Raw genomic sequence first — 16,061 nt, 5'->3', positions numbered from 1 at the left:
ATAAATCCTCAGTTAACCTTTAATGCCGCTGCTGGTCACGCCTTGAACGAAGTAACGCTGTGCCAGGAAGAAAACAATGATGGAGGGCAGAATCGAAATGCTGGACATCGCCAGGATTTCATTCCACGGCGCGCCTTCTGTCACGTCGATGGACATTTTGAGCGCCAGCGCAATCGGGTATTTGTCCACGCTGTAGACGTAAATCAGCGGCCCGATAAAGTCGTTCATCGACCACATGAACTGGAACAATGCCACCGAGATAATCGCCGGTTTCAGGATCGGCACTACCACATACCACAACACCTGAAAGGAGTTGCAGCCGTCGATCTGGGCTGCCTCTTCCATATCCCGCGGTACGCCGCGCAGGAACTGGATCAGCATGAACACGAAGAACCCTTGTGTGGCAAACGCCAGCGGCAGGTAGAGCGGCAGGTAGCTGTTCAGCATGCCCATTTCGCGGAACATGATGTACTGCGGGATCAGCAGCACGGTGCTGGGGAGCAGCATGGTGGCGATAAGGGTGGCGAACCAGAAATTTTTCCACGGAATATCGAAGCGGGCGAAGCCGTAAGCGACGATGGTGGAGGAGATAATGGTCAGCAGCACTTTCGGGATCACATACTTGAAGGTGTTGATCATGTAGTGACCGAAGTTGTATTCGGTGCCGGTTTTCCAGCCGTTGACGAACCCGTCCCAGGTGGCGTGCTCAGGCCATAACCCCAGGGTGGTGAAGATTTCATGGTTAGGCTTGAAGGAAGCCGAGAACATCCAGGCCAGCGGATAGAGCATCAGCAGCCCGACGGACAGTAAAATGACATAACGGATGGCGGCGCTGATTTTTTCTTTACGCAGCGTGCGGTGTACTTCCCGCGCGGCAATTGCCTGGGCCGGGGTCATATTGGAATGCATGTCAGCCATTTTTTCCTCCTTTATCCGCGGAGTAGAACACCCAGTATTTGGATGATTTGAACGCGACCGAAGCGAATACGGCCACCACCAGGAACAGTACCCATGCCAACGCCGCGCCATATCCCATATCGAAATATTTGAAGGCGGTATCGTAGATATAGAGCGAGAACAGGTAGGTGTAATGGGTCGGACCGCCGCCGGTGATGACATAAGGGGCGGTGAACTCCTGGAATGCCTGAGTGGTCTGCATAATAAAGTTGAAAAAGATGACCGGGGTAATCAGCGGGACCGTCACTTTGAGGAACATCTGCCATTTTGAGGCGCCGTCGATCATGGCGGCTTCATATTGTGATTGCGGCACATTCTGCAAGGCGGCGAGGAAGATAACCATGGCGGAGCCAAACTGCCAAACGCGTAGCAGGGTGACGGACATCAGCGCCAGCGAGGGTTCGCCCAGCCAGTTGACGGCATCCAGGCCGAAGACGGCCAGAAAGCTGTTCAACAGCCCGTCGATGGCGAATAGGGCGCGCCACAGCACGGCGATGGCGACGCTGCTGCCGAGAATGGAAGGTACATAGTAGGCGGTGCGGAAGAAACCAATGCCGCGCAGTTTAAAATTGAGGACGAAGGCAATCAACAGGGCGAATATCAATTTCAGCGGAATGGTGAGGAAAACATAGGCGAAGGTCACGCCCATGGATTTCCAGAAAAGGTCATCCTCCATGAACATGCGCTGGTAATTTTCCATCCCGGTGAATTCAGGTGGACTCATCAAATCATACTCAGTAAAACTGAGAAAAAATGATGAAACGAAGGGGAAAGCGGTAAACACTATCAGCCCTATAATATAGGGGGAGATATAGGCTAACCCCAGCATTCTGTTTTCATTCATAATGCTTACCTATTTAGTCATTGTGAAACATTAAAAAAAATTAAAGTGTTAATAATTCTGGATAAATAAACTCCACGTCATAGATAATTCTATTTTCCCCGTTAACGCGAAAATCACCGTGAACATATCCCCCCTGCGTTAAAAGCGGTGGGATAGCGTTTAATTTGTTGCGACAGGCCGCAATGAAAGTTAATAAAGCCAGTGGAAGCGGGTCATCCAGTCGAACATAACGATGTTGTGCCGAGCGAACGAGTAAACCACGGTGGAAATGCTTATCAAACAGGATGTTGGCGATCTGCCAGGCATTTTTCGCAACGGTTTCCGATTGCTGATGCTCCGCCAGTTCAATCAGCGCCAGTAATAACATTGGGCTGGCGATGTCATGGATCTTTTCATTATTCAGTCGTGTCAGCATGGTATTAATTAATAGGTACAAATCTTCATCACCGCTCAGGCGATAAGCCCGCACCAGCGGTAATAAATAATCACCTTCCAGCGTAAAAGGTTTAAGTTCCGTACCTGCTTTTCCATAATAACCATCACGTCTGAAACGATAGCCGGTCATATCCTGACCGTTATTCCACATGGGGCGCAGCGTATTGCTGGTGGCGACATAGGCATACTGGTAATAATTTTTCAGCCCGGAAATGACCCAGCCAAGTATTTCATCATCCGGCTGACTATGCAGAATATCGAGCATCGCCAGAGGGTTATCAATTAATAACGGACGCATGTCGCGGAATAATACGTTCGCTTCACGAGCAATTTCACCAAACTCACGGCCAAACTGACGCTGAGCGCGATCGCCGAACCAGGATTGCGTCTGGTTGTCATCTTGCGGCACGGGTTCACGCTGCAATGGGGAACTGAACTGATAAACCGGCATACCGGTTTCCGGGTTACGGGCCAGCACATATTGACGGTACAGATGTTTGCCCCAGGCGGCGGCTTGCTTATCACCGGTAAATTCCGCGTATTTGAAGGCGGCATAAATCAGGTCGGTACCGGCATTGACGAAAGTCAATCCTTTGGTAAGCGGCAAAACGGGCCAACGCGCCGGATCGACGACATCGTGACGAGCATGCAGAAAGACATCAGGATCGCGGATTTTGGCGTAATCCCCGTGACGTCCCAGATCCAATGTGTTCCAGTCCTCAACATGCGCATGCCAAAAACCTTGCAGGAAGTTCAGCGTTTTTTCCGGGTTTACGCGGTATAACAATGCGTAATAGGGCAGATGGTGCTTTAATTCATGCACCTGCGCTTTTGATTCCGGGCCTTCGCTCGCCAGTGTATCGAGATTGATAAAGCGGTGGCCGCCCCAGTAAAACAGTCCGCTAGCGTCATCGACAAAATGATTGAGGAAATAATCGCTCAGCGATACGGCTTGTTGCTGATAGTCGGCGTTGCCGGTGACAGCGTTCATGGCGCAGAGTGTTCTCAGCCAGTTCTGCTGACTGGCGAAGTTGGCGATTGGCGCCCGTCGCCCGTCAGGAAATTGCCATACCACCGGTTGGTGATTAAGTACATCAAACCCATCAGCGATTAAAGGTGTTGGGTTGGTACGGCTATGCGCGACTTTCCGAACGGTTGCGATATGCTGGCTCAGCATACTAATCCACTGATCAAGCAGCATTTTCTGGCTGGTGTAGAAACTTGCAAAAATACTCATGGAGTACCTTCTTGTGGAACTGCATAACCAGTTCCTTATAAATAGAAACACTGTTTTGAATGATTATATGGCGCGATTAACCCTGCCGTCATGTACGCAATATCGAAAGTGTGATCAAAGTCGGAACGTTGTTTTAATTTTTTTAAGGCAAGATTCTGATTAGAGGGAATAGAGGGAAAAATCAAATAATGACTTGAAAATAAAGAAAAAAGCACAACCGGAATTGTGCCTTTTTTCGTGCGGGGCGTGAAAAAAACAGCGTATAAAAAATTGTACCGCTGGTTAAATAAATGTTTAGCGGGCGAGCCAACCGCCATCCACCGCAATGGTGTAGCCGTTGATGTAATCGGATGCGCTGGAAGCCAGGAATACGGCGGGGCCCATCAGATCCTGCGGCAAACCCCAACGGCCTGCCGGGATGCGATCCAGAATTTCTTTGCTGCGGTCTTCGTCGGCGCGCAACTGCTGGGTATTGTTGGTGGCCATATAGCCTGGAGCGATCGCGTTGACGTTGATGTTGTGTTTCGCCCATTCGTTCGCCAGCAGACGGGTCACACCCATCACGGCACTTTTTGATGCGGTGTAAGAAGGCACGCGAATACCGCCCTGGAAAGACAACATGGAGGCGATGTTGATGATTTTACCGCCGTGACCTTGTTTGATGAACTGACGCGCAACGGCCTGAGACATGAAGAACACGCTCTTGATGTTCAGATTCATCACATCGTCCCAGTTCTTTTCGCTGAATTCGATGGCATCTTCACGGCGTATGATACCGGCGTTGTTAACCAGAATGTCAACTTTGCCAAATTCGTCCACCGCTCTTTCCACCAACGCGGCGTGACCGGCGATGTTGCTCATGTCGGCGGTCAAGCTAAGAAAACGACGTCCCAGCGTGGTGACTTTCTCGATAGTCTCTTTGGGTTCAACGATGTTGACGCCGACAATATCACAACCAGCCTGCGCCAAGCCGATTGCCATACCCTGGCCTAACCCCGTATCGCAACCGGTGATAAGTGCGACGCGGCCCTGTAAATCAAAGGAATTTAAAATCATGGATTTACTCTCTCTATAAGCGACAATAAGTCATTAGCTGTTATTGTAGGGAACACCGGCCATTGTGATAGAAAGCGATTAACCTCACTCGCTAACCTTGACGTAATCCATGTCACCGAAAACCTGATTCTCGCCAACTATTTCTCGCCAACCATGCCCCAGATAAAGGTGCAGCATCTGGAGCCCACACCTGAATAATTGACCCACGCGGTGAAAGTACCGGGCGGAACACGTGGCCGTTGCGTGGCAGTGACAACGTCACCTGAGCCTTGATTGCCCGGTTCTTTCTTGTCATTTGAGGATGATAGTTTGATTGGTATGTTAATTCAATAAAAATGAAATAATGTTTTATTTATTTCTTGAGGCGCATCATGATTTTGCTTATTTTATATTTCATCTGTGGCGGATGTGATTAGAATATCCGCATCTGCTGTAGCGTGCTCATTCTGGTAGGTCAGGTGGATGAGACTGAGAAACCGAAAAGGAGAAATGATGAGACGGTATTTTATTGACGATGAAACGCCCTGGGAAGAATTGGGCGGCGGCATTAAACGCAAAATTATCACCTGGAGTGATGAACTGATGATGGTCTGCGTGCATTTCGATAAAGGAGCAATTGGTACGCCGCATAAGCATGATATCCATGATCAGATCGCTTATGTCGCGGCTGGTAGCTTTGAAGTGGTGATTGAAGGGGAAAAGCGCATCCTTAAAACCGGTGATGCGTATATGGCCGTTAAGAATGAGATGCACGGTGTGGTTGCACTGGAAGACGGCAGCGTGTTGATTGACACGTTTTCTCCCAAACGTGCGGATTTCCTGTAATTATCTCGGTTACTGGCCGGTAGTGACCTTCCGGCCAATAGCCTTGTCCTGCACGCCTGTTATGTAATGTGCCTGATGTCCAACTGCTGCAACGAACTGAGTTGGTGATCGGCCAACACCCAACGCGGATCCTGGCTGAACGACGCCGCCGGCACCACAATGGAACGCATGCGCGCCGCTTTGGTGGCAATCATGCCGTTTATCGAATCTTCCAGTGTAACGCACTGTAACGGCGCAATCCCTAATCTCTCCGCTGCCTGCAAATAGACCTCAGGATGAGGTTTGCTATACGGCAGTTTTTCCGCGGAAACCACCACGTCGAAATAGCTTTCAAGCTGGAACATGTGCAGAACCTGTTGCAACATACGCAACGGTGATGCCGACGCCAGACCGATTTTGAGATTTTGCTGGCGGCAACATTGCAGCGCGTGTTCAACGCCAGGTAATAACGGACGACGCTCGTCAACCAGAGCGATTGCCCGCTCAATAATGCGGTTCACGACCGCCTCTTTATCGGGCGTTTTCCAGGGAGCAATGCGATACCAGAGATCAACCACCATATCGATACGTAATCCCAGGGTATCGGTCATGGACTCACGTAATGAGGTATCTATGCCCAACGAGGCGATGACTTCAAGTTCCGCCATGTCCCACAGGGGCTCGGAATCAATCAGCAATCCATCCATATCAAAAATGGCGGCGCGAATAACAGAATTAGCGATCATACCAGCCCAGCCCCTCAAGGTAGAAAAGTCGGAAATCAATGATAATACAGGTTAACCATATGCTAAATCATGGTTTATAACGTGTGTTGAGCGATAAAACATTGACTGATAATGAACTTAAAGTAGGCTGCTATCGGGATTTTTAGAGTATACACTGTTTGATATCAACGATACTGCGTCGCTCAAAAGGGGAACTCATGACGTATCAACAGGCTGGCCGTATTGCCGTGGTTAAACGTATCGCGGGATGGATAATTTTTATTCCGGCTCTGCTGTCTACACTTGTTTCGCTGGCCAATTATTTATACATGTATGCACAGAAAAAACAGGGGATTGATGCGGTTCTGCTTGATTTTCTGAACCTGATGATTGAAATGATTCGTTTCAATACGCCATTTCTGAATATTTTCTGGTTTAACTCGCCAGTGCCAGATTTCTCTCGCTTTTTTATGACGTCAAGTCTGATGTTCTGGCTGATTTACTTTCTGATTTTCATCGGTCTGGCGTTGCAGGTGTCAGGCGCACGGATGTCCCGGCAGGTAAAAGCCATCCGTGAGGGGATTGAAGATCAGTTGATTCTGGAAAAAGTAAAAGGCAATGACAACAGTACGCGTGAAGGGCTGGAAGCACGCGTCGTGGTTCCTCGTCATACCATTTTCGTGCAGTTTTTCCCGCTTTATATTCTGCCGTTGATTCTGGTGGGCGCGGGATACCTGATTTTGCGTTTAATGGGCATGCCGTTGTAACGCAATCATACGTTAAGCTGTTGTTCAATCGCCTGCTGCGCCGCCACGATATTTTTCCCGCCAAACAGGTTGGCGCGGTTGAGCAGATAGTATATCTGGTAGACTGGCTGACGTTCGATAAAGCCCTTGTCTAATGCCCATACGCTCTGATAGCCGTCATAGATTTGCGGCGGCAACTCAGGGTAGAGCGGCAACATCGCCAGATCGCACTCGCGATCGCCCCAGTAGCAGGCCGGATCAAACAAGTAAGCGCCATGATGACTGTTTGCGCAGTTATCAGGCCACAAATCGCCATGCAGCAGGGAAGGCTGCGGCTGGTGGCCCGCCAGTCTTTCCTCTACTCGTGCAATCAGGGTTTCGATATGACCAAAATGCATCCCTTTTTCGGCGGCTAATTGAAGCTGCCAGCCAATCCGTTGTTCAGCAAAGAAGATCGACCAGCGGCGTTGCCAGCAGTTGGGCTGGGGCGTCGTCGACAGGTCGTTATCGAAATCCAGCCCGAATTGCGGCTGGTCGCTCCATTGGTGCAGGTGCGCCAACTGTTCGCCAAGGCACCATGCGCTGTGGGCATCCAGCGGTTTTACCGGCAGATATTCCAACAGCAGGAAGCTATTATCGCGGGAACTGCCGACGCCGTAGACGGCAGGCACATTAACCGTGTTACTGCGCGCCAGTAAGGTGATCTGATCGGCTTCGGCGGTAAATTTGGGCAGCATTTCTCGGGTATCGCATTTTACAAACACCTCATGCTCACCGTATTGCACATACCATGCGGCGTGAATTTCGCCGCCTGACAATTCGTGGCGCGCCTGAATATCAGCTGCGCCGAGGTGTTCTTCCAAAAGTCGGCTGATTGCTTGCCACATAAGGTCATCCTCCCGTTGATATTGCCAGATACCCTGATTCTTCTCGTGCCGCCACCTGCCCGCCGATGACGGTTACCACGATAACGCATTAAGCACAATAAAAACTGGACTTGTGACACAGTGATGACGAAGACGGTGGTGAACGCGCTCAGCAGAAGAGTATAGACGCAGCTGAAAAATAACGCAGTTTGCCCATTGCGCGCAATCAATACATGAAAAATGGCGTATCAGGGATGGGCATGCCATCCCTGGGTTTACATTATGATGGCGGAGACAGGAGGCTGGTACGCGTCATGCGGTTTTCGCCGGGGCTGTCAACGCGGCGGTTTTACTCAGTTTCCACCGGTGATAAATCAGGGCCAGAGCAAAAAATGATGCCTGTACCAGCACAATGCAAGGGCCGGTGGCGCCATCAATGTGGAAGCTGATTAATGTTCCGGCGACACAAGAAAATACAGAGACAACCGTCGCCACAATCAGCATGCGGTCAAATTGTTTGCACACCATAAACGCGATGATGCCCGGCGCAATCAGCAGCGCGATCACCAAAATCACCCCGACCGCCTGCAATGAGGCCACAATCGTCAATGCCAGCAGGCAGAGCAGGCCATAGTGCAGCAGCTTCACCGGCAGACCGATCACCCGCGCATGACTGGGATCGAAACAGTAGAGCATGAAGTCACGTCGCTTGAGCAGGATGACCGACAACGTAATGCCGGCAATCAGCACGATTTGCGTCAGTTCCTGACGGGTGATCCCCAGCACGTTGCCGAACAGAATATGATTGAGGTGCTGATCGGTATCGACACGGGCAAACATCACCAGCCCTAGCGCAAACATGCCGGAAAAGATAATCCCCATGACCGTATCTTCTTTCACCCGGCTATGCTCTTTGACGTAACCGGTGGCGATGGCGCAGAAGATACCGGAAACAAAGGCGCCGATAACCAGCGGGATCCCCAACAGAAATGCCACGACGATACCGGGCAACACGGCATGCGAAATCGCATCGCCCATCAGTGACCAGCCTTTCAGCACCAGAAAGCATGACAGCACCGCGCATACGGTTCCGGTAATGACGGCGGCGATGATCGCCCGTTGCATAAACGGGTAGGCAAGCGGTTCGGTAAACCAACTGATCAGTATGCTCATAGTGCGTCTCCCGTTTGATCATGTTGCCGGGCGCGGCGAGATGCCAACAAACCGTGTTTGGGAGCGAATAAAAACGCCAGCAGGAAGACCACAGTTTGCAAGGTGACGATAACGCCGCCTGTGGCACCATCCAGAAAAAAGCTCAGATAGGCGCCGACTGAACTGGTGATTGAACCCAATGCGATGGCAATCAGCACCAAACGCTCAAACCGATCAGTAAGAAGATAGGCCGTGGCGCCGGGCGTGATCACCATCGCGATGACCAGAATGGCACCGACGGTTTGCAGTGCGGCAACGGTGCAGGCGCTGAGCAAGGTGAAGAAAAGAATTTTCAGCTTCAGTGGCGAAAGACCGATCGAACGTGCGTGGTTTTCATCAAAGAACACCGCCAGCAGGTCTTTCCACAGTAAACAAAGAATGAAGAAAGTGATGCCGATGATGATTTCCACCTGAAGCATATCCGCATCATCGATACCCAGAATATTACCGAAGATGATCGACTGAACATTAATAGACGTCGGATTAAGTGAAATAATCAACAGACCGACGGCGAAGAAGGTGGAAAAAATAAAGCCGATAATCGCGTCTTCACGCAGTCTGGTAATATGCCGGATCAACGTCATCGCCAACGCAGCCAACATGCCGGTGAAAAACGCGCCCGCGGCATACGGAAAACCGAGCGCATAAGCGCCAGCCACGCCAGGCACCACCGAGTGCGACAACGCATCGCCCATTAATGACCAGCCCTTCAGCATCAGATAGGCGGACAGAAATGCGCAGACGCCGCCGACAATCGCACTGACCCAGATCGCTTTGACCATGTAGTTGTAGGCAAAGGGTTGCAATAGAATATCGACCATCAGTCTTTCTTCTCCTCCGGGGTGGTAAACAGCGCGGGAGGATCGCTCTTGGTTGAACCATAAAATACCGCCGGACGTTCATCATCCGTCAGGACGGTAACGGAACGGACATCATCGTCGTCGTGGAGATTCGGACCGCCGAGATTAATGTGGCGCAATACTCCGCCAAAGGTTTTTTCCAGATTACTTTGGGTGAACGTACTGTGGGTGGGGCCAGCCGCCAGCACGGTACGGTTGACCAGAATCACGTTATCGCAGAATTCAGGTACGCTACCGAGATTGTGAGTTGCCACCAGGATCAGGTGTCCTTCATTGCGCAGGGTGCGCAGCAGGTCGATAATGGCGTTTTCAGTTTTAACATCAACGCCGGTAAAAGGTTCATCCAGCAACAAAACGCTGCCTTGCTGCGCCAGCGCACGGGCAAGGAATACGCGTTTTTTCTGGCCGCCGGATAGCTCGCCGATTTGACGCTGCCGCAAAGCGGAAAGCCCCACGCGCTCCAGAGATTCGGCAACAATGGCGCGATCTTGCTGACTAGGCATGCGCAGAAAATTCATTTTTCCATAACGGCCCATCATCACCACATCGGAAACCAGCACCGGAAAGTTCCAGTCCACATCTTCCGTCTGGGGGACATAGGCCACCAGATTTTGCTTTAAAGCCTGAAAAATAGGTTGTTTATTAAGCAGCACTTGCCCGGAGGTGGGTTTGACCAACCCCATGATGCTTTTGAAAAGCGTTGATTTACCGCTGCCGTTTACCCCGACCAGCGCACAAATCGTCCCGCCATTCAGCGAAAAAGAGGCATGGCGGATAGCCTGATGCCCATTACTGTATGTGACGGAAACATCATTGACATCTAATGACTGTATTGCGAGATCGCTGCTCATTGATTAAATCCTTTGGCGATGGTTTCAACCGTGACGTTGAGTAAATCAATATAGGTAGGAACCGGGCCTTCTGCATTTGACAGCGAATCTACATAGAGCACGCCGCCATACTTGGCCCCGGTTTCTTTACTGACTTGTTTTGCCGGTTTGTCCGAGATCGTGCTTTCACTGAACACCACCGGGATGTTCTTTTCGCGCACAGTATCTATCACACGGCGCACCTGTTGCGGCGAGCCTTGTTCATCCGCATTGATTGGCCATAAGTACACTTCATTGAATTGATAATCTTTGGTCAGATAACTAAACGCGCCTTCACTGGTTACCAGCCAGCGTTGCTGCGCGGGAATTCGCGAGAGACGCTCACGTAGCGGGGCATCGATCGCTTTAACTTTTTCCGCATAGGCTTTGGCATTGCGGTTATAGATTTCAGCGTTGGCCGGATCATATTTCACCAATCCCGCGCGAATGTTCTCAATATAGATTAGCGCATTGGACGGCGACATCCAGGCGTGAGGGTTCGGGTTGCCATTGTAGGCGCCTTCGCGGATGGGTTGCGGAGTGATCCCTTCGGTCACCACCACCGCGGGTACATCTTTGACATTTTCAAAAAAGCGCTCGAACCAGCGCTCCAGATTCATACCATTCCACAGTATCAACTGGGCGGACTGCGCCTTGACAATATCGCGCGGCGTGGGTTGATAGTCATGAATTTCCGCCCCCGGTTTGGTTATCGACTCTACTGTCGCAGCATCCCCGGCAATGTTTTGCGCGATATCCTGAATGATGGTGAAAGTGGTGACAACCTTAAGTTTTTCCGCCGCCTGCGCGTAACCACCGGCAAGCAAGAATAAAGCGCATGGCAAGGCAATACGTCGTAAGAGGGGCGCGAAATTAATCTGGAAACCGGTCATGTATTATCCTTACAAAATGTGAATGAAGCACATGAGAATAATTATCAATATCATTTAAGTCAAGGGACAAAGAAAAGAGGGCGGTGATAGCGCGTCCGGCGACACGAGTGATGGCTACCGGTACGTCGGTGCACATGAGCGAGAAACCCATAATGCGCCTTCGGTAACAAAAATACTGATCTAATTTAATAAATCGTAACTAGTGTTGCAACGTAAGTCTAACGGTAACGAGAAAAAGCACGCTTTTTGTTATGCGATGGATAACCGCGTGACGGACATAAAGGAAAAAACCGGGAGATAAATTAACAAAATGCCGCCACCTGCCGATAAATTATAGGCTATAAGAATTGGGTATAAATTTTTACCGGGAAGGTATGTAAATAACATGAGCACGAAATCAGAAAGACGCTGGAAGCTGGCAAGTATAATTTTACTGATACTGGTGGCCGTATTATTTGTTGTTATGTTACAGGTTGAGTAGCGCATCTACGGTGTAAAAACCTGTTGTGTAGGCTGAGACCATTGTATCTCCTTATAGTAAGGAACTGTTGGTGGTGCTTATTGGATAAAGCGCTATATCAGACTCTTTTCGCCCGTAATCGCTTATTACTGAACCATTGATGGCACTAATCTGTGCAGCATGTCCATGACTGATAAAAAATGGCTTGCCATTGATTACAGAGTGTGTAATAACGCTTCTGGGTAAAACGAGGTACAGTTCTGTATATGAATGGCATTTTTAGTAAAGAAGAGTTGAGTACAAACGTTAGCGTTGCACTTCTCTGCCGATCCTTATCTTAGTGCCTCAAGCAGTAACGACTTTGGTTTGTCTGTATAACGCCTCTGGCGGTTTAAACAATTAAAGGAAATATTTGAAATGGCAAAGATTAAAGGTCAGGTAAAGTGGTTCAATGAGTCTAAAGGCTTCGGTTTCATCACTCCGGCTGACGGCAGCAAAGATGTGTTTGTGCACTTCTCCGCAATTCAAGGCAACGGTTTCAAAACTCTGGCTGAAGGCCAGAACGTAGAATTCGAAATTCAAGATGGTCAGAAAGGTCCATCAGCAGTTAACGTTACTGCACTGTAATTTATCGCTTCTATTGCAAAACCCGCTATGATGCGGGTTTTTTGTTGCCTGAAATTTATCAATAACACATTTTTGTCATATAACGTCTTATCAACCGCTATGATGCGGTGTAAAGACGTTTTTTTGCGGGGAAGGGGTTCTGATGTCTTATCAATGCCCGCTATGCCAACAGCCCTTGCAACGGATACGTCAGCAATGGTCATGTGGTCGTCATAATTTTGATTGTGCCAAAGAGGGCTATGTGAACCTGTTGCCGGTGCAATTCAAGCGCTCAAAACAACCAGGCGATAGCGCAGAGATGATGCAAGCGCGCCGGAAGTTTCTGGATGCGGGTCACTACCAGCCGTTGCAGGAACGAGTTACGCAACGCCTTGATGAAATTTTGACGCATCAGGCGAGCGCCTTACTCGATATTGGCTGCGGGGAAGGGTATTACACGGCGGCGCTGGCGGCGCGTTTGCAACAACACCGAGAAATGGCAGTCTACGGGCTGGATGTTTCAAAAGCAGCCATCCAGCGGGCGGCGAAGCGTTATCAGAACGTTGATTTCTGTGTGGCGTCAAGCCAGCGTCTGCCATTCAACGATCGGTCTTTTGACGCCGTATTAAAAATTTATGCCCCCTGTAACGATACTGAATTACGGCGCACGGTGAAGATCGGCGGCTGGCTGATGACCGTATCGCCAGGGCCTCGTCACCTTTACCAGATCAAGGCTGAGGTCTACGATCAGGTGCTGCCGCATCCGCTCAAGGATGAGACGCTGGACGGGTTTGAGTTGGTTGAACAACAGACGTTGGCTTATCCGATGCGGTTGTCAGGCCCTGAGGCTGCGGCATTGTTGCAAATGACGCCATTCGCCTGGCGAGCGACGCCGGAAGTCAGCCAGCGTATACAAACTACGCCGCGATTCGCTTGTGAGACAGACTTTATTATCCGCTTGTATCAGCGCGTAGAACCGTTGGACGCACGGTAAAAGCGAGTTGAAGGAGAATAAAAAATGGGCGGGGTGGCGACGAACCCGCCCATTTTTCAGGGAGCGCGCGGGCAAGATCAGGCGACATTGCCAATATGTTCGTACAGGATGTTGCAACCGATACCAATCAATATCACGCCACCGATAATCTCAGCCTTTTTACCGAGCAGCGGGCCGATATAACGCCCAATCAGCATACCTAGCGTTACCATAATCATGGTCGCCAGACCAATAACCATGGCTGTATGGAAGATATTGACCTGTAAGAAAGCCAGTCCAACGCCGATTGTCAGCGCATCAAGGCTGGTGGCGAATGCTGTGCAAATCAGTAGCGCCAGACTATGTTTTTTGATTTTTTCGCAGTTGCAGGGATCGGTTCCCTTGATACCTTCGGTAATCATGCGCACGCCAAGAATCATCAGCAGGGCGAATGCCACCCAGTGATCCCATTCGATAATGTACTGGCTGGCAAAAAAGCCAAGCGCCCAGCCCATCAGCGGTGTGATAGCTTCAATGATCCCGAAGATAAAACCGGTACGAATGGCGTCCCGAAAACATGGTTTGTGCAGAACCGCGCCTTTGCCAATAGACGCGGCGAATGCATCCATCGACATACCAAAAGCAAGAATGAGGGTTGCTGATAGGTTCATGTTAAATAGCCTCGGCTGGGTGCTTCTCCATATCCACGTAGATCATCCCCAACCAGATGATGATCCCCCGTGTCTATGGTCTCGCTTGCCCTTTGGCCGCCCGCACCACGTTTGAACCATCTCGCGGAAAATCATCCTGCAAAAAACAATCCCGCGAAAGGATAAAAACGAGTATGTTGATACGAGCATTTCTGACTTATTATCAGAAATCAGCTACTCCCCAATGACGGCGCAACCTTAACATATTATTTATGAACTAAACAACAATAAAAGTTTTATGGTCTATTAATGCAATTGATAACCATTTTCATTTAAAGGCGAGCAAGTTACGAACATATAAAATACCATCTTACTCGGCAGGGTTAAAATACCATTAGTATGTTATGGGTATTTTAATAATAATTTAAATTTATTTTATTTAAAATTACATATCATTGATTTTCAATCATAAAATGATAAATTTTTTCCAGGTCATCAATTTCCCTAACCTTTATAAGTAATCGACGATGCTCCAGATCAATAACCAGAACGCCGTCCTCGGATAAATTCATACTTTGAATACGGTTATAAGAAATAAATATATTGGCATAAAAGAACCCGGTTAATTTAAACAATAATTTTGGATGCCGAATATAGGCAAGATAGGTCGCCATAAATACTAAAAAAAGCAAAAGAGAGGTGGTTATTACCGTACCGTTATTGACAATATTCTGATAAATAAGAATTCCCACCAAACCAATAAAAATCAGGGCATCCAGACGATTGACGCGTTTGAGCATCACGCGTAGCTGCGTTTTGCCTTTTAATCTATCCATGATGAATTCATCATAGATGGCATAAAGCAGCGTCAACCCGATCACTATCACCAGAGCGATATCCGTAAGCGTCATGAGAAACTCCATGGGCAAATATCCGTGGGCGGAAACCCAAGACCTGTAACATGAAAAATAAGGGAAATAAAGGAATATTGCCGGAGGACTGCCCTCCGGCGACAAGGTAGCGGACTACATGCCAAGCAGACCGATCCAATAACCAAAGATACCGATGGCGAAGAATCCCATGATGAGCCACAGTGCGTTGATTTTCCGCCTGAGCAGATACATACAGCCGAACGTCAGCAGTAACGGAACCAGACCTGGCATAAGCTGATCGAGAATCGACTGAACCGTCGTTACCGTGGTTTCACCACTCTGGTTGGTGACTCTGGATACCACCAGCGGGATGTTGACGTGGGTCCATTTATTCACCAGCGCGCCCATGACAAACAGACCAAGAATGGATGCCCCCTCGGTCATCTTTTGCAGGAAGCCGCCGCCCATATCGTTAACGATATCCACACCTTTGCGATAACCGTAAGCCACGCCATAGTAACGAACCAACAGACGCACAAGATTAAACAGAATGAAGAACAATAAGGGGCCGAGCAAACTGCCGCTCATGGCGATACCGGCGCCCAGCGCGGCAAACACCGGACGAGCCGTACCCCAGAATATCGGGTCGCCCACGCCTGCCAACGGTCCCATCAAACCGACTTTAAGACCGTTAATGGCGCCGTCATCGATCGGCGCGCCGTTGGCGCGCTGTTCTTCCATCGCCATCGTTACCCCAAGCACCGGGGCGGCGACAAACGGCTGCGTGTTGAAAAATTCCAGATGGCGTTTGATCGCCTGTTTACGCTCTTCCGAATTCTCAGGATAAAGACGACGGATGACCGGCACCATGGAAAAACAGAACCCCAGCGCCTGCATACGTTCAAAGTTCCATGAACCCTGGAAAAGATTAGAGCGCATAAACACCGCGCGAATATCGCTGGCAGTGAGTTTTTTGACTTCAGTTGTATCACCCAT

The 16,061-nt window shown here is 49.6% G+C and carries 17 protein-coding genes and 1 pseudogene; 5 read left to right on the top strand and 13 right to left on the bottom strand.

The window, feature by feature from the left end; translation table 11 throughout:
* Positions 1–12: 12 nt before the first annotated feature.
* From NC856_RS02490 to kduD, 4 genes are all read right to left on the bottom strand, one after another.
* Complete coding sequence (locus tag NC856_RS02490; protein WP_264088825.1) at positions 13–918, bottom strand: carbohydrate ABC transporter permease; 906 nt, start codon at positions 916–918, stop codon at positions 13–15.
* Positions 911–1,801, bottom strand: coding sequence for a carbohydrate ABC transporter permease (locus NC856_RS02485; protein ID WP_264088824.1), 891 nt, complete (start codon positions 1,799–1,801; stop codon positions 911–913). Before NC856_RS02485 ends, NC856_RS02490 begins: the two co-directional genes overlap by 8 nt.
* Before the next feature lie 40 nt (positions 1,802–1,841).
* On the bottom strand, positions 1,842–3,473 hold the full coding sequence (gene pelW / locus NC856_RS02480) for a pectate disaccharide-lyase PelW (RefSeq protein ID WP_264088823.1): 1,632 nt from the start codon (positions 3,471–3,473) through the stop codon (positions 1,842–1,844).
* A gap of 294 nt (positions 3,474–3,767) precedes the next feature.
* The gene (kduD, locus tag NC856_RS02475; protein ID WP_264088822.1) at positions 3,768–4,529 is read right to left on the bottom strand and encodes a 2-dehydro-3-deoxy-D-gluconate 5-dehydrogenase KduD; all 762 of its coding nucleotides are present in this window, start codon (positions 4,527–4,529) and stop codon (positions 3,768–3,770) included.
* Positions 4,530–5,021: 492 nt separating this feature from the next.
* Here kduD and NC856_RS02470 point away from each other — a divergent pair, with 492 nt between their 5' ends.
* On the top strand, positions 5,022–5,354 hold the full coding sequence (locus tag NC856_RS02470) for a cupin domain-containing protein (protein WP_264088821.1): 333 nt from the start codon (positions 5,022–5,024) through the stop codon (positions 5,352–5,354).
* A 59-nt stretch (positions 5,355–5,413) separates the two neighbouring features.
* On the opposite strand, the gene hxpB is transcribed toward NC856_RS02470, so the two are convergent.
* Positions 5,414–6,079, bottom strand: coding sequence for a hexitol phosphatase HxpB (hxpB, locus tag NC856_RS02465; RefSeq protein ID WP_264088820.1), 666 nt, complete (start codon positions 6,077–6,079; stop codon positions 5,414–5,416).
* Between the two features lie 197 nt (positions 6,080–6,276).
* Between hxpB and NC856_RS02460 the strand changes: the two genes are divergently transcribed.
* Complete coding sequence (locus NC856_RS02460) at positions 6,277–6,825, top strand: YniB family protein (RefSeq protein ID WP_264088819.1); 549 nt, start codon at positions 6,277–6,279, stop codon at positions 6,823–6,825.
* A 5-nt stretch (positions 6,826–6,830) separates the two neighbouring features.
* Here the strand turns inward: NC856_RS02460 and NC856_RS02455 are convergent, their stop codons facing one another.
* The 5 genes from NC856_RS02455 to NC856_RS02435 all read right to left on the bottom strand — a co-directional run bounded on the left by NC856_RS02455 (position 6,831) and on the right by NC856_RS02435 (position 11,504).
* Positions 6,831–7,691, bottom strand: coding sequence for a fructosamine kinase family protein (locus tag NC856_RS02455; protein ID WP_264088818.1), 861 nt, complete (start codon positions 7,689–7,691; stop codon positions 6,831–6,833).
* A gap of 291 nt (positions 7,692–7,982) precedes the next feature.
* Positions 7,983–8,843, bottom strand: coding sequence for a metal ABC transporter permease (locus NC856_RS02450; RefSeq protein WP_264088817.1), 861 nt, complete (start codon positions 8,841–8,843; stop codon positions 7,983–7,985).
* Positions 8,840–9,703 carry a metal ABC transporter permease gene (locus NC856_RS02445; protein WP_264088816.1) on the bottom strand — a complete coding sequence of 288 codons (864 nt, stop codon included), beginning with the start codon at positions 9,701–9,703 and terminating at the stop codon, positions 8,840–8,842. Before NC856_RS02445 ends, NC856_RS02450 begins: the two co-directional genes overlap by 4 nt.
* Complete coding sequence (locus tag NC856_RS02440; protein WP_264088815.1) at positions 9,703–10,593, bottom strand: manganese/iron ABC transporter ATP-binding protein; 891 nt, start codon at positions 10,591–10,593, stop codon at positions 9,703–9,705. The genes NC856_RS02445 and NC856_RS02440 overlap by 1 nt, the downstream gene beginning before the upstream one ends.
* A complete protein-coding gene (locus NC856_RS02435) occupies positions 10,590–11,504 on the bottom strand; it encodes a metal ABC transporter substrate-binding protein (protein WP_264088813.1) in 915 nt (304 codons plus the stop codon). Before NC856_RS02435 ends, NC856_RS02440 begins: the two co-directional genes overlap by 4 nt.
* Before the next feature lie 726 nt (positions 11,505–12,230).
* Between NC856_RS02435 and NC856_RS02430 the strand changes: the two are divergent.
* The 3 genes and pseudogenes from NC856_RS02430 (at position 12,231) to rlmA (ending at position 13,564) form a co-directional block, all read left to right on the top strand.
* Positions 12,231–12,342 (top strand): annotated as a pseudogene (locus tag NC856_RS02430) (DUF2627 domain-containing protein).
* A gap of 39 nt (positions 12,343–12,381) precedes the next feature.
* Positions 12,382–12,591 carry a transcription antiterminator/RNA stability regulator CspE gene (gene cspE / locus NC856_RS02425; protein WP_005968829.1) on the top strand — a complete coding sequence of 70 codons (210 nt, stop codon included), beginning with the start codon at positions 12,382–12,384 and terminating at the stop codon, positions 12,589–12,591.
* A gap of 142 nt (positions 12,592–12,733) precedes the next feature.
* Positions 12,734–13,564 carry a 23S rRNA (guanine(745)-N(1))-methyltransferase gene (gene rlmA, locus NC856_RS02420; protein WP_264088812.1) on the top strand — a complete coding sequence of 277 codons (831 nt, stop codon included), beginning with the start codon at positions 12,734–12,736 and terminating at the stop codon, positions 13,562–13,564.
* A gap of 77 nt (positions 13,565–13,641) precedes the next feature.
* On the opposite strand, the gene mntP is transcribed toward rlmA, so the two are convergent.
* From mntP to NC856_RS02405, 3 genes are all read right to left on the bottom strand, one after another.
* Complete coding sequence (mntP, locus tag NC856_RS02415) at positions 13,642–14,214, bottom strand: manganese efflux pump MntP (protein ID WP_264088811.1); 573 nt, start codon at positions 14,212–14,214, stop codon at positions 13,642–13,644.
* Between the two features lie 431 nt (positions 14,215–14,645).
* A complete protein-coding gene (locus tag NC856_RS02410; protein WP_264088810.1) occupies positions 14,646–15,104 on the bottom strand; it encodes a DUF986 family protein in 459 nt (152 codons plus the stop codon).
* Between the two features lie 114 nt (positions 15,105–15,218).
* Complete coding sequence (locus NC856_RS02405) at positions 15,219–16,061, bottom strand: PTS mannose transporter subunit IID (RefSeq protein ID WP_264088809.1); 843 nt, start codon at positions 16,059–16,061, stop codon at positions 15,219–15,221.

It is taken from the genome of Brenneria izbisi (assembly GCF_025840185.1).
Taxonomy (GTDB): Bacteria; Pseudomonadota; Gammaproteobacteria; order Enterobacterales; family Enterobacteriaceae; genus Brenneria; species Brenneria izbisi.
Note: the sequence above shows the minus strand (reverse complement) of the source record. Positions and strands in the feature narration are given on the sequence as shown.

Excerpts from the sequence above, each read along its gene's own strand:
- NC856_RS02455 (WP_264088818.1), bottom strand. The coding sequence starts at position 7,691 with ATGTGGCAAGCAATCAGCCGACTTTTGGAAGAACACCTCGGCGCAGCT.
- NC856_RS02490 (WP_264088825.1), bottom strand. The coding sequence starts at position 918 with ATGGCTGACATGCATTCCAATATGACCCCGGCCCAGGCAATTGCCGCG.
- mntP (WP_264088811.1), bottom strand. The coding sequence starts at position 14,214 with ATGAACCTATCAGCAACCCTCATTCTTGCTTTTGGTATGTCGATGGAT.
- NC856_RS02470 (WP_264088821.1), top strand. The coding sequence starts at position 5,022 with ATGAGACGGTATTTTATTGACGATGAAACGCCCTGGGAAGAATTGGGC.
- NC856_RS02440 (WP_264088815.1), bottom strand. The coding sequence starts at position 10,593 with ATGAGCAGCGATCTCGCAATACAGTCATTAGATGTCAATGATGTTTCC.
- NC856_RS02435 (WP_264088813.1), bottom strand. The coding sequence starts at position 11,504 with ATGACCGGTTTCCAGATTAATTTCGCGCCCCTCTTACGACGTATTGCC.
- NC856_RS02405 (WP_264088809.1), bottom strand. The coding sequence starts at position 16,061 with ATGGGTGATACAACTGAAGTCAAAAAACTCACTGCCAGCGATATTCGC.
- pelW (WP_264088823.1), bottom strand. The coding sequence starts at position 3,473 with ATGAGTATTTTTGCAAGTTTCTACACCAGCCAGAAAATGCTGCTTGAT.
- NC856_RS02445 (WP_264088816.1), bottom strand. The coding sequence starts at position 9,703 with ATGGTCGATATTCTATTGCAACCCTTTGCCTACAACTACATGGTCAAA.
- NC856_RS02485 (WP_264088824.1), bottom strand. The coding sequence starts at position 1,801 with ATGAATGAAAACAGAATGCTGGGGTTAGCCTATATCTCCCCCTATATT.
- cspE (WP_005968829.1), top strand. The coding sequence starts at position 12,382 with ATGGCAAAGATTAAAGGTCAGGTAAAGTGGTTCAATGAGTCTAAAGGC.
- rlmA (WP_264088812.1), top strand. The coding sequence starts at position 12,734 with ATGTCTTATCAATGCCCGCTATGCCAACAGCCCTTGCAACGGATACGT.
- NC856_RS02410 (WP_264088810.1), bottom strand. The coding sequence starts at position 15,104 with ATGACGCTTACGGATATCGCTCTGGTGATAGTGATCGGGTTGACGCTG.
- kduD (WP_264088822.1), bottom strand. The coding sequence starts at position 4,529 with ATGATTTTAAATTCCTTTGATTTACAGGGCCGCGTCGCACTTATCACC.
- hxpB (WP_264088820.1), bottom strand. The coding sequence starts at position 6,079 with ATGATCGCTAATTCTGTTATTCGCGCCGCCATTTTTGATATGGATGGA.
- NC856_RS02460 (WP_264088819.1), top strand. The coding sequence starts at position 6,277 with ATGACGTATCAACAGGCTGGCCGTATTGCCGTGGTTAAACGTATCGCG.
- NC856_RS02450 (WP_264088817.1), bottom strand. The coding sequence starts at position 8,843 with ATGAGCATACTGATCAGTTGGTTTACCGAACCGCTTGCCTACCCGTTT.